13 protein-coding genes are annotated in these 16,338 nt (G+C 61.0%); 10 read left to right on the forward strand and 3 right to left on the reverse strand.

Annotated features, from left to right (window positions below; all coding sequences use genetic code 11):
- The first annotated feature begins 34 nt into the window (after nt 1-34).
- From AC0Z8Z_RS01685 to AC0Z8Z_RS01730, 10 genes are all read left to right on the forward strand, one after another.
- Complete coding sequence (locus AC0Z8Z_RS01685) at nt 35-637, forward strand: LysE/ArgO family amino acid transporter (protein ID WP_485617579.1); 603 nt, start codon at nt 35-37, stop codon at nt 635-637.
- 203 nt (nt 638-840) lie between these two features.
- Nucleotides 841-1,437: a superoxide dismutase gene (locus AC0Z8Z_RS01690; RefSeq protein WP_065992213.1), complete on the forward strand. Its 597-nt coding sequence runs from the start codon at nt 841-843 to the stop codon at nt 1,435-1,437.
- A 311-nt stretch (nt 1,438-1,748) separates the two neighbouring features.
- Nucleotides 1,749-3,800 (forward strand): putative bifunctional diguanylate cyclase/phosphodiesterase, encoded by a 2,052-nt coding sequence (locus AC0Z8Z_RS01695; protein ID WP_172609546.1) that lies wholly within the window; start codon nt 1,749-1,751, stop codon nt 3,798-3,800.
- Nucleotides 3,801-4,016: 216 nt separating this feature from the next.
- Entirely contained in the window at nt 4,017-5,372 is a 1,356-nt protein-coding gene (locus tag AC0Z8Z_RS01700) for an imelysin family protein (RefSeq protein ID WP_485617582.1), read from the forward strand.
- Between the two features lie 267 nt (nt 5,373-5,639).
- Nucleotides 5,640-6,179, forward strand: coding sequence for an AP2/ERF family transcription factor (locus AC0Z8Z_RS01705; RefSeq protein WP_163021986.1), 540 nt, complete (start codon nt 5,640-5,642; stop codon nt 6,177-6,179).
- Between the two features lie 138 nt (nt 6,180-6,317).
- On the forward strand, nt 6,318-7,745 hold the full coding sequence (locus AC0Z8Z_RS01710; protein ID WP_485617584.1) for a di-heme oxidoreductase family protein: 1,428 nt from the start codon (nt 6,318-6,320) through the stop codon (nt 7,743-7,745).
- Between the two features lie 27 nt (nt 7,746-7,772).
- Entirely contained in the window at nt 7,773-8,837 is a 1,065-nt protein-coding gene (locus AC0Z8Z_RS01715; protein WP_485617585.1) for an imelysin family protein, read from the forward strand.
- A gap of 1 nt (nt 8,838) precedes the next feature.
- Nucleotides 8,839-9,936: a DUF1513 domain-containing protein gene (locus AC0Z8Z_RS01720; RefSeq protein WP_485617586.1), complete on the forward strand. Its 1,098-nt coding sequence runs from the start codon at nt 8,839-8,841 to the stop codon at nt 9,934-9,936.
- A gap of 333 nt (nt 9,937-10,269) precedes the next feature.
- Nucleotides 10,270-11,436: an efflux RND transporter periplasmic adaptor subunit gene (locus AC0Z8Z_RS01725; protein ID WP_485617587.1), complete on the forward strand. Its 1,167-nt coding sequence runs from the start codon at nt 10,270-10,272 to the stop codon at nt 11,434-11,436.
- Between the two features lie 14 nt (nt 11,437-11,450).
- A complete protein-coding gene (locus tag AC0Z8Z_RS01730) occupies nt 11,451-14,525 on the forward strand; it encodes a multidrug efflux RND transporter permease subunit (RefSeq protein ID WP_485617589.1) in 3,075 nt (1,024 codons plus the stop codon).
- 77 nt (nt 14,526-14,602) lie between these two features.
- On the opposite strand, the gene AC0Z8Z_RS01735 is transcribed toward AC0Z8Z_RS01730, so the two are convergent.
- The 3 genes from AC0Z8Z_RS01735 to AC0Z8Z_RS01745 are packed head-to-tail and all read right to left on the reverse strand — an operon-like array spanning nt 14,603 to nt 16,219.
- Nucleotides 14,603-14,830, reverse strand: coding sequence for a hypothetical protein (locus AC0Z8Z_RS01735; RefSeq protein ID WP_108120736.1), 228 nt, complete (start codon nt 14,828-14,830; stop codon nt 14,603-14,605).
- Nucleotides 14,827-15,546 carry a lipopolysaccharide kinase InaA family protein gene (locus AC0Z8Z_RS01740; RefSeq protein ID WP_122622465.1) on the reverse strand — a complete coding sequence of 240 codons (720 nt, stop codon included), beginning with the start codon at nt 15,544-15,546 and terminating at the stop codon, nt 14,827-14,829. The genes AC0Z8Z_RS01735 and AC0Z8Z_RS01740 overlap by 4 nt, the downstream gene beginning before the upstream one ends.
- Before the next feature lie 4 nt (nt 15,547-15,550).
- Nucleotides 15,551-16,219: a class I SAM-dependent methyltransferase gene (locus tag AC0Z8Z_RS01745; RefSeq protein WP_172609556.1), complete on the reverse strand. Its 669-nt coding sequence runs from the start codon at nt 16,217-16,219 to the stop codon at nt 15,551-15,553.
- Nucleotides 16,220-16,338: the final 119 nt, after the last annotated feature.

Below are 16,338 nucleotides of genomic sequence, written 5' to 3' on the forward strand. Positions count from 1 at the left end.
CCGCCTACCCCCTAACTTATCGAGGCCCGACATCATGTGGCAAAGCTACCTCAACGGCCTGCTGGTTTCCCTCGGGCTGATCATGGCCATCGGCACTCAGAACGCCTATGTGCTGGCGCAAAGTCTGCGTCGCGAACACCACCTTTCCGTGGCCCTGCTGTGCATCGTGTGCGATGCCATTCTGGTGGCGGCCGGTGTGTTCGGCCTTGCCAATGTGCTGTCCCATAACCCGACACTTCTGGCGGTGGCGCGCTGGGGCGGCGTGATATTTTTGCTGTGGTACGGCGCCATGGCCTTACGTCGCGCATTGTCGCCGCAGAGCCTCGCCGAGGGCGACACCGACGGCCAGCGCTCACGACGCGCTGTATTACTGACCGCGTTGGCGGTGACCTTGCTGAACCCGCACGTTTATCTCGACACGGTGCTGCTGATCGGCTCCCTCGGCGCCCAGCAAGCGGTGCCCGGCGCCTACGTGGCGGGGGCGGCCAGCGCTTCAGTGTTGTGGTTTTCAACGCTGGCAATCGGCGCCGCCTGGCTGGCCCCATGGCTGGCACGCCCAACGACTTGGCGCCTGCTGGACCTGATGGTCGCAGTAATGATGTTCAGCGTAGCGGTGCAGTTGATCAGAACGGCGTGAGCATTTCGTCTCGTCCGCGCGCATTTCAGCGCAACGCTCTGGAACCTCTATCCCACACAGTTGTTGCGTGGTTAAGGTCAGGGGCCGGTGCTATGATCCAGCCCCTGCGCTGCAAAGAGTACAAACTCGCCGGCGTAAGTTCTGTCTGGCCGCCCGTGATCGGCCTTGCGCAAACCGCAACTGACCTGATTAGGAGAATTACCATGGCTTTTGAATTGCCTCCGCTGCCGTACGCACATGACGCTCTGGCACCGCACATCTCCAAAGAAACTCTGGAATACCACCACGACAAGCACCACAACACCTATGTCGTGAACCTGAACAACCTGGTGCCAGGCACCGAGTTCGAAGGCAAGACTCTGGAAGAAATCGTCAAGACCTCCTCGGGCGGTATCTTCAACAACGCCGCTCAAGTCTGGAACCACACGTTCTACTGGAACTGCCTGGCGCCAAACGCCGGCGGCCAACCGACTGGCGCTCTGGCGGACGCAATCAACGCCGCGTTCGGCTCCTTCGACAAGTTCAAGGAAGAGTTCAGCAAGACTTCCATCGGCACCTTCGGCTCCGGCTGGGGCTGGCTGGTGAAGAAAGCTGACGGCTCCCTGGCACTGGCCAGCACCATCGGCGCCGGCAACCCGATCACCAGCGGCGACACCCCGCTGCTGACCTGCGATGTCTGGGAACACGCTTACTACATCGACTACCGTAACCTGCGTCCGAAGTACGTCGAGGCGTTCTGGAACCTGGTCAACTGGAAGTTCGTTGCCGAGCAGTTCGAAGGCAAAAGCTTCACAGCCTGATGAACGCTTGAATGCTCGAATAAAAAAAGCCCGGCACGTCCGGGTTTTTTTTCGCCTTCTGTTTGTCGTTTATGTATTGTCTGGAAGCGATAGCGGACTAATATCAAATTTCGTGCTGATTCAAACGGCTGGGCTCAAGTTTTCCCCGCGCATGACCGACACAGTACGGATAGCCTGAGTGGTCCGCCTATCAACTGTTTTCCCCGATTGATGGGGTCATGCGCAAGCCGGGAGCGCCTGATCCGAATGCCTGTATTGCCAGTGCCTGCACGCAGTCAGCCCGCTATCAGCATGGATAAAGGAATGGCCATTTGAAGCTGGAACTCAAACACAGCCTGTCGGTGAAGCTGCTTCGCGTTGTGCTGCTGTCCGCGCTGATCGTGGGGGTCGTGCTCAGTTGCGCACAGATCGTCTACGACGCTTACAAAACCCGCCAGGCCGTTGCCTCGGATGCGGCGCGTATCCTCGACATGTTCCGCGATCCGTCGACTCAGGCCGTTTATAGCCTGGACCGGGAAATGGGCATGCAGGTCATCGAAGGGCTGTTTCAGGACAAGGCCGTGCGGATGGCATCCATCGGTCATCCCAACGAGACGGTGCTCGCCGAGAAATCCCGAGACCTCGAAACCACCCCCACCCGCTGGCTGACCGATCTGATCCTGGGCCAGGAACGCAGTTTCACCACGCAACTGGTCGGCCGCAGCCCCTACAGCGAATATTACGGCGACCTGCGCATCACCCTCGACACCGCCACCTACGGCGAAACCTTCCTCACCAATTCGATGATCATTTTCATTTCCGGCGTTTTGCGCGCGCTGGCGATGGGCCTGGTGCTGTACCTGGTTTATCACTGGCTACTGACCAAACCGCTGTCGAAAATCATCGAGCACCTGACCAGCATCAACCCCGACCGCCCCAGCGAACACCAGTTGCCGTTGCTCAAAGGCCATGAAAAAAACGAACTGGGGGTCTGGGTCAACACCGCCAACCAACTGTTGGCGTCCATTGAGCGCAACACCAATTTGCGCCACGAGGCTGAATCCAGCCTGCTGCGGATGGCCCAGTACGATTTCCTCACCGGTCTGCCGAACCGGCTGCAACTGCAGAAGCAACTGGACAAGATCCTCGTCGACTCCGGAAAAGTGCAGCATCGCGTTGCGGTGTTGTGCGTCGGGCTGGATGACTTCAAAGGCATCAACGAACAATTCAGTTATCAGGCCGGCGATCAGTTGCTGCTGGCCCTCGCCGATCGATTGCGCAGCCACAGCGGCCGCCTCGGCGCCCTTGCCCGTCTGGGCGGCGACCAGTTCGCGCTGGTTCAGGCCGATATCGAACAGCCTTACGAAGCCGCCGAACTGGCGCAGAATATTCTCGACGACCTGGAAGCGCCCTTCGCCGTCGATCAGCAAGAGATTCGTCTGCGCGCCACCATCGGCATCACGCTGTTCCCCGAAGATGGCGACAGCACCGAGAAGCTGCTGCAGAAAGCCGAACAGACCATGACGCTGGCCAAGACACGCTCGCGTAACCGCTACCAGTTTTATATCGCCAGCGTCGACAGCGAGATGCGTCGTCGTCGCGAGCTGGAAAAAGACCTGCGTGAAGCCTTGGCCCGCGAGCAGTTTCACTTGGTCTATCAGCCGCAGATCAGCTATCGCGACCACAGCGTAGTGGGGGTCGAGGCGCTGATCCGCTGGATTCACCCGGAGCATGGCTTCGTGCCGCCGGATCAGTTCATTCCGTTGGCCGAGCAGAACGGTACCATTATCGCCATTGGTGAATGGGTACTGGATCAGGCCTGCAAACAGCTGCGCGAGTGGCACGATCAGGGCTTCACCGACCTGCGCATGGCGGTGAACCTGTCCACGGTGCAACTGCACCACGCCGAATTGCCGCGGGTGGTGAACAACTTGCTGCAGATCTACCGTCTGCCACCCCGCAGTCTGGAGCTGGAAGTCACGGAAACCGGTCTGATGGAAGACATCACCACCGCCGCGCAGCACCTGTTGAGCCTGCGCCGCTCCGGGGCGCTGATCGCCATCGATGACTTTGGGACCGGTTATTCATCGCTGAGTTACCTGAAAAGCCTGCCGCTGGACAAGATCAAGATCGACAAGAGCTTCGTGCAGGACCTGCTCGACGACGATGACGACGCGACGATCGTGCGCGCCATCATTCAGCTCGGCAAAAGCCTGGGCATGCAGGTGATCGCCGAAGGCGTAGAGACCGCCGAGCAAGAGGCCTACATCATTTCCGAGGGTTGTCACGAAGGTCAGGGCTACTTTTACAGCAAGCCTCTTCCAGCGCGGGAGCTACTGGTTTACCTGAAACAGGCGCAACGGACCCACAGCGAGGCGCTGTAGCACATCTGCATCCCGGCACGAAAGCAGGCGTTGCGCAGATCACCGCCCTTCACGCCTGGGCCCCGGCCGGACCCTTTCTTGAAACAGCTTGAAATATCTCCCCCCGCCTGCCTGGGCTAATGGCCTTTACACAGAATGCAAATCTTTCGCATTATGTCGCAGCATTTTTCTGGCGTTCGCCACCGTTCACACCTCTTCTCGATGCAGGATTCCGTCATGATTCGTATGCCCCTGGCAACCGCAAGTCTGCTGGCTGTCGCTATTGCTCTGGCCGGTTGTGATCAAGGCAAGGACAAGCCCGCCGCTGCAGCGCCTGCCCCCGCACCTGCCGCCGCTGCCGCCCCGGCTCCAGCGCCAACCGCCGCCGCTGCACCTGCCCAGCCCAACGAAACCGCCACCAGAGCAGTGGTCGCCAACTACGCCAATATCGTATTTGCCGTTTTCAGCGACGCCGAATCCACTGCCAAAAAGCTCAGCACGGCAGTCGACGCTTTCCTCGCCACACCCAACGACCAAACCCTGAAAGCAGCGCGTGCAGCCTGGGTAGCAGCGCGCGTGCCGTACATGCAGAGCGAAGTATTCCGCTTCGGCAACACCATCATCGACGATTGGGAAGGTCAGGTGAACGCATGGCCGCTGGATGAAGGCCTGATCGATTACGTCGCCAAGGATTACCAGCACGCACTGGGTAACCCGGGTGCCACCGCCAACATCATCGCCAACAAGTCAGTGCAAGTGGGCGAGGACAAAGTCGACGTCAGCGAAATCACCCCTGAAAAACTCGCCAGCCTGAACGAGCTCGGTGGTTCGGAAGCCAACGTGGCCACCGGTTATCACGCCATCGAATTCCTGCTCTGGGGCCAGGACCTGCATGGCACCAATCCGGGCGCGGGCGAGCGTCCGGCCAGCGACTACATCGAAGGCCAGGGCGGCACCGGCGGCCACAATGATCGCCGCCGCGCCTACCTGAAAGCCGCCACCGATCTGTTGGTCAGCGACCTCGAAGAAATGGTCAACAACTGGAAACCGGGTGTCGCCGACAACTACCGCGCCACGCTGGAGGCAGAATCCGCCGAGAGCGGGCTGCGCAAAATGCTGTTCGGCATGGGCAGCCTGTCATTGGGCGAACTGGCCGGCGAACGCATGAAAGTCGCGCTGGAGGCCAATTCCAGTGAAGACGAACACGATTGCTTCAGCGACAACACTCACAATTCGCATTTCTATAACGGCCTGGGCATCCGCAACGTTTACCTGGGTGAATACACCCGCGTCGACGGCAGCAAAGTGAGCGGCGCAAGCCTGTCCTCGCTGGTCGCCACCGCCGACGCCGCAACTGACCAGACCGTGCGCGCCGACCTCGATGCGACCCAGGCGAAGCTGCAGGTCATCGTCGACCACGCCAACAAGGGCGAGCATTTCGATCAGCTCATCGCGGCGGGCAATACAGCGGGCAACCAGGTCGTGCGCGACGCCATCGCCGCGCTGGTCAAACAGACCGGCGCCATTGAGCAAGCGGCCAGCAAGTTGGGCATCACTGACCTGAACCCGGACAACGCCGACCACGAGTTCTGATCCGCTTCACGTCCGCTTCAAATCGGCAAGGCCGCGCCTTCCCGGCTGAAGTCGGTCCAATTGCAAACGAATGCCGACCCGACCACGGGCCGGCATTTTTTTCGTCAATCGACGCTTCAAACACCACCAAAACGGGCCTTATCCGGGGACCGGTCTGTAAGCTTTGTAGGGCATTTCCTGTTCGGTCCTTGTCGGATTGAACACGCCTCCCCCGCCGCCGATCATGCGCACTTCCTTGACCCCACCCTATCCAGGAGGAGACAGAAAGTGCCCAAGAGAAACAATAAAAGGCGCCGCGTCAGCAAGCTCAAAGCCAACGATTACGGTATCCACCTGCTGGTCGGCGTCAAGGGCCCGCGTGCCTGGAAGGTGACGATCTACCGCGACGGCAGAACCTTCAACCGACTGTTTTCCTTCTCCCGCTATGGCGGCCGTGATCCGGCACGGAAAGCCGCCGACGCGTGCCGTGACCAATTGCTGCTGGCTCACCTGCCCAAGCTCAGCCGCGACATCCGCCAGCGCATCATCGCCACCAACACCAGCGGCTATCCGGGGGTACATTACCGCTGCTACACCGGCATCGCCTATTGGGTGGCGCGGACCACGCTGCGCAACGGCAGCAGCGTCACCAAGTCGTTCAGGGTCGAGCACTACGGTTACGAGAGGGCCAAGGAGCTGGCGATCCGCGAGCGCGAGCGGCAGCTCGACGGCATCGGCGATTACCGGTCATTCAAGGTGGTCGAGGGCGAGCGGCGTCTCATGCAACTGCTTGTGGAAAACCCGGCGCTGGAGATCGCTGGTGCATGAGTTTTGCGGGCCCGTCACTCGAGGATGATTTGGTAACAACACGTTACGAGAGGGCCTGCAAACGCTAATCCCTCTTATTCATCAAACTCGGGGCTGGTAAGCTTGCTCGCCCCGATTTCTCCCCTTTGCAGGACCTGTATGACTGCGTGGTTCCGTCCTTCGTCTCTCCTGCTGATGGCCCTCGCCATGAGCGGGTGCGATGACGCCCCGCGTTTCACCGCCGCCGAACCGGGCGAGTCGCTCTCTGGCGGCGCCACCACCGTCAACAAAAGCGACCGCAATGCATTTTCCCTGCCTTCAGCCAACCTGTCGCCTGTCCGGCGGCTGGACTTCAGCGTCGGCAACAGCTTCTTCCGCAACCCCTGGGTGATTGCGCCGTCGACTACCACTGCCCGCGACGGCCTGGGTCCGCTGTTCAACACCAACGCCTGCCAGAACTGCCACATCAAGGACGGCCGCGGCCACCCGCCCGAGCCTGGCGCCGACAACGCCGTGTCAATGCTGGTGCGCCTGTCGATTCCCGACGATCCGGCGTTCGTCGAGGACATCAAGCGGCTGGGCCTTATCCCCGAGCCTGTATACGGCAAGCAACTCCAGGACATGGCCATCCCCGGCGTCACGCCCGAGGGCAAGGTTCGGGTCGATTACGATTCGATGACCGTGCATTTTCGCGACGGCACTCCGGTGCATCTGCGCCGCCCTACCCTGCAGATCACCCAACCTGGTTACGGCCCGATGCACCCGCAGACGCGAGCCTCTGCGCGCATTGCCCCGCCGATGATTGGTCTGGGCCTTCTGGAAGCCATCCCACAGGCGGCGATTCTGGCCAACGCCAACCCAAACGATGAAAAGGGCACCGGCATCACCGGTAAACCCAACTGGGTCTGGGACGACGCGCAGCAAAAAACTGTCCTCGGCCGTTTCGGCTGGAAAGCTTCGCAACCCGGCATCAAACAGCAGAATGCCCACGCGCTGGCAGGGGACATGGGACTAACGTCCACCCTGATGCCGGTCGACGACTGCACACCGTCACAGACCGCATGCCTGGCTGCGCCCAATGGCAATGGTCCGAACGGTGAGCCGGAGGTCAGCGACAACATCCTGCGCTTGATAACCTTCTACACCCGCAACCTCGGCGTTCCGGTGCGTCGCAACGTGGCGGAGCCGCAGGTGCTGGCGGGCAAGAGCCTGTTCTTCAAGGCCGGCTGCCAGCAGTGCCATACGCCACAATTCACCACTTCCGCCGACGCCGCCGAGCCTGAGCTGGCGGATCAGGTCATCCGCCCTTACACCGATCTGTTGCTGCATGACATGGGCGAAGGCCTGGCCGACAATCTGAGCGAATTTCAGGCCAGCGGCCAGCAGTGGCGCACCCCGCCGTTGTGGGGCATCGGCCTGACCCAGACTGTCAGCGGCCACACGCAGTTTCTGCACGACGGGCGCGCCCGTAACCTGATGGAGGCCGTGCTCTGGCATGGCGGCGAAGCGCTCCCCGCGCAGCGTCAGGTGCTGGCCTTCGACGCGGAACAACGCGCGGCGCTGCTGGCGTTCTTGAATTCTCTCTAACGTATTTCTGAAGATAAGGAGTCGGGCATGTTCCGCCCCAAGTTGTTGCTCACCAGCCTCGCCGCACTGGCACTGGGTGCGTGCGCGCCGTCGGACCCGCAGGCCGTGACGTCTGCCGCCATCGCCAGTCAGGTCATCCTCCCGACTTACAGCCGGTGGGTCGATGCCGACCGGCAACTGTCAATCAGCGCGCTGTCCTACTGCCAGGGCAAATCTGACCTGGACACCGCCCGCGCCGACTTCCTCCACGCGCAAAAAGCCTGGGCCGAGCTGCAACCGCTGCTCATCGGGCCGCTGGCCGAAGGCAATCGCGCCTGGCAGATTCAGTTCTGGCCGGACAAGAAAAACCTCGTTGGCCGTCAAGTGGAGCAACTGGTCACCGCACAGCCGCAGATCAGCGCTGACGCCCTGGCCAAATCCAGCGTCGTGGTTCAGGGGCTGTCGGCCTATGAATACATCCTGTTCGACGCCGACATCGACATGGCCAACGCCGAGCAGAAAGCTCGCTACTGCCCGCTGCTGATGGCCATCGGCGAGCGTCAGAAAGCGCTGGCTGAAGACATCCTCAACAGCTGGAACAGCAACGACGGCATGCTCGCTCAATTGAGCAAGTTCCCCAACCAGCGTTACGCCGATTCCCATGAAGCCATCGCCGAGTTGCTGCGCGTGCAAGTGACCGCGCTGGATTCGTTGAAGAAGAAGCTCGGCACGCCGCTGGGCCGTGGAACCAAGGGCGTGCCGCAGCCGTTTCAGGCGGAAGCGTGGCGCAGCAAGGCTTCGCTCAGCAGCTTGCAGGCGAGTCTGGCCAGTGCGCAGACCGTTTGGGCCGGCGTCGACAACAAGGGTTTGCGCGGGCTGTTGCCCAAGGAGCAGAAGCCTCTGGCCGACAAGATCGACGCTGCCTACGCCGAGAGCAATCGACAGTTGGCCGCGCTGAAACCGCCGCTCGGCGATCTGCTGGCCAGCGAAGCAGGCCGCCAGCAGCTCAACGCTTTCTACGACAGTCTCAACGTGGTTCATCGCCTGCACGAGGGCGAACTGGCCAAAGCGCTGGGCATCCAACTGGGCTTCAACGCCAATGATGGTGACTGATATGTTGCGACGTCAGGCTCTGGGTCTGGGCAGCCTGCTGCTCAGCGCCGTCACGTTTGGCGGCTGGACGCTGTTCGCGAAAAAAGGCGAAAGCCCGCTGCTGTTGTCCGCGCGGGACGACGGCAACGGCCAGCACTTCGCCGTGGGTTATCGCGTCGACGGCACGCAAGTGTTTGCCACCGCCGTTGCCCAGCGCTGTCACGACATCATCAATCACCCGAACCTGCCGATCGCGCTGTTCGTAGCGCGCCGGCCGGGGACCGAGAGTTACCTGATCGACCTGCGCGACGGTCGTCTGCTGCAAACCATCACCTCGCAACCCCACCGACACTTCTACGGCCACGCGGTCATTCACAAAGACGGCGAATGGCTGTACGCCACCGAAAACGACACCACGGAACCGGGCCGAGGGCTGTTGGGCGTGTATCGATTCGTTGATGAGCGGCTGCAACGCACCGGGGAAATTTCTACCCACGGCGTAGGCCCTCACCAAGTGTCATGGATGCCGGATGGCGAGACCCTCGCAGTGGCCAACGGCGGCATTCGCACCGAGGCCGAGAGCCGCGTCGAAATGAACCTCGATGCCATGGAACCGAGCTTGGTGCTGATGCAGCGCGACGGCACGCTGCTGAGCAAAGAGACCCTTGCGCAGCAGATGAACAGCGTTCGGCATATGGCGATCGCCAGCGACGGCACCATCGTGGCGGGGCAGCAGTTCATGGGGCCTTCCCACGAATCCGCCGAGCTGCTCGCCATCAAGCGGCCAGGACAGCCATTTCAGGCGTTCCCGGTGGCCGAGCAACAGCTGCAGGCCATGGCGCATTACACCGCCAGCGTTGCCATTCATAACGACCTGCGGCTGGTGGCGCTGACCGCGCCGAGGGGCAACCGCTTCTTCATCTGGGACCTGGACAGCGGCGCGCTGAAGCTCGACGCACCGTTGCCTGATTGCGCCGGGGTGGGCGCCGTGGCGGACGGCTTCGTCGTCACCTCAGGCCAGGGCCGCTGCCGATTCTATGATTGCCGCGAGACAGCGCTGGTCGCCAAGCCGCTGGAGCTGCCAGCGGGGTTGTGGGACAACCATCTGCATCTGGTTTGATTGGGGATAGGCGGCGGCGCGAGGCCCTTCGGGTTGTCCAGACGCCGAACTGTCGCGCAGCCACATCACCTTGTAGGAGTGAGCTTGCTCGCGAAGAGGCCGGAACATCCGCTAGATTTTCAGCGCCTGGAATACCGACTTCGCGAGCAAGCTCACTCCTACAGGTACCGTTTCTGCTGGGCGACAGCGCGATGTCAGGTCGGCGGGCATGCCCAGCAATAAACCATGATCCGGCAGGACGCTGATCCCGAATTCAATCAATGCCACTGGCAACTAAACCCCGACACGACTAACGTGCTCGCCTGATTCGTCGGTTTTCCAAGGAAGTGGAATATGTTGCGTCGCCGCATGTTGATCATGTTGGGTATTGTCCTGATCGTGGTGCTGGCCCTGGGCGGGTACAAGGCGTTTTCGGTCTATCAGCAGATCCAGCAATTCACGGCGCCGAAGCCGCCGACCAACGTCGCGGTGGCGGTTGTCGAGGCGCGCCAGTGGCAGAATCGTCTGCCGGCCATCGGCACGCTCAAGGCCTTCCAGGGCGTTGACCTGTCGCTGGAAATCGCAGGCACGGTCAAGGCCGTGCAGTTCGAATCCGGCCAGAAGGTCAAGGTGGGTCAGCCGCTTCTGCAACTCGACAGCGATGTGGAAAAGGCCCTGCTCGGCACCGCCGAAGCAGACCTCGGTCTGGCACAGGTGGAATACGGCCGCGGCAGCAAACTGGTGGGCGAATCCGCCATCTCCCGTGGAGACTTCGACAAGCTCGCCGCCACCCAGAAGAAGGCCGCTGCCACCGTCGCGCAATTGAACGCCTCCCTGGCTAAGAAGCGCATCCTCGCGCCCTTCAGCGGCACCATCGGCATTCGTCAGGTTGACGTGGGCGACTACCTTGCCAGCGGCACAGTGATCGCCACCCTTCAGGACTTGACCAGCCTGTACGCCGACTTCTTCGTGCCGGAGCAGATGCTGCCGAAACTGGCCCTCGGCCAAGAGGTGCAGGTGAGCGTCGCGGCCTACCCCGAACGCGTCTTCACTGCACGCATTAGCGCCATTAACCCCAAGGTCGAAGACACCACCCGCAATGTGCTGATTCGCGCCACCCTGCCCAACGCCGACAGCCAGCTGCTGCCCGGTATGTTCACCAGCCTGCAAGTGCTGCTCGGGCAGGACACACCGCAGTTGGTGCTGCCGGAAAGCACCATCACTTACACGCTGTACGGCAATTCGGTGTACGTCGTCGTGCCGAAAAAGACCGCCGACGGCCAGCCGGAAAACAACAGCAAGGGTGAGCCTCAGCTCATGGTCGAGCGGCGCTTCGTCGAAACCGGCGAGCGTCGCGGCGGCCTGGTGATCATCAGCAAAGGATTGAAAGCCGGCGAACAGGTCGTCACCGGCGGCCAGCTCAAACTGGATAACGGCGCCGCCGTCGCCATCGTGGTCGACCCGGCAACTCCGTCGCACGCCACCCCGGCGGCGCAGAACAGCCAGCCCAAAGCGGACTGATCAAGGAATCGATCATGGCCTTTACAGACCCGTTCATCCGTCGCCCGGTGCTTGCCAGCGTGATCAGCCTGTTGATCGTGCTGCTGGGTTTTCAGGCGTTCAGCAAGCTGACCATCCGCCAGTACCCGCAGATGGAAAACGCGCTGATCACCGTGACCACGGCCTACCCCGGCGCCAACGCCGAAACCATTCAGGGCTATATCACCCAGCCGCTGCAGCAAAGTCTGGCGAGCGCCGAAGGCATCGACTACATGACCTCGGTCAGTCGGCAGAACTTCTCGGTCATTTCCATCTATGCGCGCATCGGCTCCAACAGCGACCGCCTCTACACCGAGCTGCTGGCCAAGGCTAATGAGGTCAAGAACAAGCTGCCTCAGGACGCCGAAGACCCGGTCCTGAGCAAGGAGGCCGCCGACGCCTCGGCGCTGATGTACATCAGCTTCTACAGCGCCGAGCTGAGCAACCCCCAGATCACCGATTACCTGTCCCGGGTCATTCAGCCAAAGCTGGCGACGCTGCCAGGCATGGCCGAAGCGGAGATTCTGGGCAATCAGGTGTTCGCCATGCGCCTGTGGCTCGATCCGGTCAAACTCGCCGGTTTCGGCCTGACCGCCAACGACGTCACCGAAGCCGTGCGCAAGTACAACTTCCTGTCCGCTGCGGGTGAGGTGAAGGGCGAGTACGTGGTCACCAGCGTCAACGCAAGCACCGACCTGAAATCCCCTGAGACCTTCGCGGCGATTCCGCTCAAGACCATGGGCGACAGCCGCGTACTGCTGGGTGATGTGGCCCGGGTAGAGATGGGCGCCGAAAACTACGACACGGTCAGCTCGTTCGACGGCACGCCGTCGGTGTACATCGGCATCAAGGGCACGCCCAGCTCGAACCCGCTGGACGTGATCAAGGAAGTGCGGCGCATCCTGCCGGAGCTGGAAGCCCAATTACCGCCGAGCCTCAAAGCGTCCATCGCCTACGACGCCACGCTGTTCATTCAGGCCTCGATCCATGAAGTGGTGAAAACCCTGATCGAAGCGGTGCTCATCGTCATCGTCGTGGTGTTCCTGTTCCTGGGCGCCCTGCGTTCGGTGCTGATCCCGGTGATCACCATCCCGCTGTCGATGATCGGCGTGCTGTTTTTCATGCAGCTGATGGGGTATTCGATCAATCTGCTGACGCTGTTGGCAATGGTGCTGGCCATCGGCTTGGTGGTCGACGATGCCATCGTGGTGGTGGAGAACATTCACCGGCACATCGAAGAAGGCAAGACGCCCTTCGATGCGGCCATCGAGGGCGCTCGCGAGATCGCCATGCCCGTGGTATCGATGACCATCACCCTGGCAGCGGTGTATGCACCCATCGGTTTTCTGGAGGGACTGACCGGCGCGCTGTTCAAGGAGTTCGCGCTGACGCTGGCGGGTGCGGTGGTGATTTCCGGGATCGTCGCGCTGACCCTGTCGCCGATGATGTGCGCCGTGCTCATGCGCCGGGAAGAGAATCCCAGCGGCCTGGCGCACAAGCTTGATCACGCCTTCGAAAGCCTGAAGGTCCGCTACCAGCGCGTCCTTCACGGCACGCTGAACACGCGGCCGGTGGTCATCGTGTTCGCCGTACTGGTGCTCTGTTTGATTCCGGTGTTTCTAACGCTCAGCCAGTCGCAACTGGCGCCGGACGAGGACCAGGGCATCATTTTCATGATGGCGACGGCGCCGCAGCCGACCAACCTCGACTACATGAACACATACACCGACCAGTTCATCAGCATTTTCAAAGCGTTCCCGGAGTATTACTCCTCGTTCCAGATCAACGGTTTCAATGGCGTGCAGACCGGCGTCGGCGGGTTCTTGCTCAAGCCATGGGACGAGCGCAGCCGCACGCAAATGGAGCTGTTGCCCGAAGTGCAAGCCAAGCTAAACGGTATTACCGGGCTGCAGATCTTCGGCTTCAACCTGCCGTCGTTGCCCGGCACCGGCGAAGGGCTGCCGTTTCAGTTCGTGATCAATACACCGGGTGACTACGCCGCGCTGCTGGAGGTGACGGATCGCATCAAGAAACGCGCCGCCGACTCGGGCAAGTTCGCGTTTCTGGACGTTGACCTGGCGTTCGACAAGCCGGAAGTGGTGGTCGACATCGACCGCGCCAAAGCCGCGCAGATGGGCGTGTCGATGCAGGACCTGGGCGGCAGCCTGGCGACGTTGCTCGGGGAGGCGGAAATCAACCGCTTTACCATCGACGGCCGCAGCTACAAGGTGATCGCGCAGGTTGAACGGGCCTACCGAGACAACCCGGCCTGGCTCTCGAATTACTACGTCAAGAACGCCGACGGCAAGATGCTGCCGTTGTCGACGCTGATTACTGTCAGCGATCGGGCCAGGCCGCGGCAGCTCAATCAGTTCCAGCAGCTCAACTCGGCGATCATCTCCGGTTTCCCGCTGGTGAGTCAGGCCGAAGCGATCGAGTTGGTGAGACAGATCGCGATCGAAGAATCACCGCCAGGTTTCGCCTACGACTACGCCGGCGCATCTCGCCAGTACGTGCAGGAAGGCAATGCGTTGTGGGTCACGTTCGGACTGGCCCTGGCGATCATTTTTCTGGTGCTGGCGGCACAGTTCGAGAGCTTCCGCGATCCGCTGGTGATTCTTGTCACCGTGCCGCTGTCGATCTGCGGCGCGCTGATTCCGCTGTTCCTCGGGATCTCGTCGCTGAATATCTACACGCAGGTGGGACTGGTCACGCTGATCGGGCTAATCAGCAAACACGGCATTCTGATCGTCGAATTCGCCAACCAGCTACGCCGCGACAAAGGCCTGACGGCGCGGGAAGCGGTCGAAGAAGCGGCGGCAATTCGCTTGCGGCCCGTACTGATGACCACGGCGGCGATGGTGTTCGGCATGGTGCCGCTGATCCTCGCGACCGGCGCGGGGGCGGTCAGCCGGTTCGACATCGGTCTGGTGATTGCCACCGGGATGTCGGTGGGGACGTTGTTCACGCTCTTTGTATTACCGTGCGTGTATACGCTGCTGGCGCGGCGCGATGAGGCGCAGCCAGACCACAACGACCATGCAAGTCCCGACAGGACTGCCGGTACCTGACATAAGAAAATAACCACACGCGCACAAAAAAGGCCCTGATTTTTTCGGGGCCTTTTGGTTAACGCAACAGGAAGGAGTCAGCCTTGCGGTCCACTCCCCTGGGCCAGGCCGAACATCAACAAAAGGAGATCGTGATCAGGTCGGGCCGTGTCAGACATCTTGGCCACTCGTGGCAGCGGGCAATGGCCTTCGCCATGCACTGCACTCAAAATCTTCGGACCGGGCTGATCCCAGGCAGCCAAAGCGATGGAAGTCACCCCCAACGCCCCAACCAAAAACAAACCTCGCGCCATTTCTAACTTCATCGCTGTAAACCTTTGATGGGCCTGCCAAACGCGGTCTCGTAAAAATAGACCAGCTTGCTCCAGTCCGCAGGCTGAAACGACGAATGGCGACGAAGCTGTTTCATGTCGTGCTGAGCGGCGGCATAAGACGTCAGGCGCTGACGGCACTTCTCGAGATCCAGCAGCGCGACCTCAGCCTTGGCGTTGGCGCCCTCGCCTACAACGCGAACAAAGACGTGCTTGATGTAGATGCAGCTGTGCTGCCAGCGACCCTTGTGCATGCGGGCCAGGTTGTTGGCGATTTCCTGAAGCATCTGCTCGTACACCACTTCGCCGTATTGTTCGCGACCGCCTGCACGCAGCCAGTTTTCGAACTCGTCGAAGCCGTCCAGCGAGGCTGTGACCAGCAACGCTCGCCACTCGTTGTTCTCGTCACGCTCGGCACCACAGAACACCATGCGCGGCACATTGACGTCGAGCTGGCGGAGGCCTTCGAGGGCATCGCGCTCACGCAGAACGGTCGGGCGACCGAAAGGGTGCAACCAGCTGCGGTAGATATGGCCTGTCTGGCGCTTCACATACAGCAGCCGACCGTTTTCCGAGACGACACGCTGCACGCCACTTTCACCGCCACGGCGCACGTTGGGTTCTTCGACCCATTCGCCTCGCGTGTTCCAGAAGTAGGCGAAGCGGTCCTTGGCGGGAACGGCTAACTCTGTTGCGAAATCCACGGCCATCCTGTTACCTCTTACGTAATAGATACACACGCCACATGGCGTACATCGGCAGGAAATCCAGGCGCTCCTGAATCCGAAACCCTGCCTGTTCAAATTCGGCTTCCACGGTCGCAACCGGCAGCACGAAGCGGTTCTGATAATCACGTTGCGGCCTTGATTTTTCAGCGTGTCTGCGCTTCCAGGCCTTGAAATTGCCATCCACCCAGAGCGACACGATCACGCTATCCCGGCTCACCCGGTGAAACTCTTTCAGCAACACGGCGCGGTCTTCAGCCTTGCCGATGTGGTGCATCAGGCGCATGCAGAAGATGCTGTCGACAGCGTTGTCCGGCATCTCGATCGCAAAGGCCGAGGTCTGCAATGGCTGGACGCGTTTGACGATTTCCGCAGGTTGCGACTCGCAGGCAATCTTGACCATCGACGCCGAATTGTCCGCCCCGATAATCACCCGGTTGGCTTTTTCGGCCAGTACTGGCCAAAAACGTCCGGCGCCACAGGGCAGGTCCAGCACCAGCCCCGGTTCGCCCGCTAGCGCCAGCGCGCGACGCGCCAGTTGTTTATCCCGGCGATCCGACAAGCGTCTTGCCAGTCCGTCGTTATGTTTGCGTAGATACCTTTTAGCGTGTTCGTCGTCGTATTTACGTGAAAAATCCAGCTCGATCCGCTTGCTCATGGCTGCCTCTCCTTTGATAAGAGGGCCAAACTAAGCAGCGAAGCGTCACGCTCAGGTCAGATGAATGTGAAAAAAGCGTCCGGAAAAGTGAACAAATGTTACGAAATTATTCAAGAACT

This window comes from Pseudomonas sp. 1L-C-7-B-C1 (assembly GCF_057291635.1).